The sequence below is a fragment of the Bradyrhizobium sp. 25ACV genome (assembly GCF_054863005.1).
On the sequence record NZ_JAVAYO010000091.1, the window covers coordinates 1 to 273 of the forward strand.

The window sequence follows — 273 nt, forward strand, 5'->3', positions numbered from 1 at the left end:
CGGGATAGTCGGCGATGCGCGCGATGGTGTCTGTGAGCCAAGCCTCTGGATCGACCCCATTGAGCTTGGCGGTCTCGATCAAACTGTAGATGGTGGCGGCGCGATGGCCGCCCTGGTTCGAGCCGGCGAACAACCAGTTCTTACGACCGACGGCGATGTCGCGCAGCGAGCGCTCCGCCGCGTTGTTGTCGATCTCGAGCCCACCATCCTCGACGTAGCGGGACAGTGCTGACCAGCGGGTGAGCGCATAGCGGATCGCGACCGCGAGGTCGG

General features: G+C 65.2%; 1 protein-coding gene. It reads right to left on the reverse strand.

The features are described from left to right. Positions 1-273: IS66 family transposase (locus RAD04_RS38700; RefSeq protein WP_461627972.1), on the reverse strand; the 273-nt coding region annotated here is incomplete at both ends.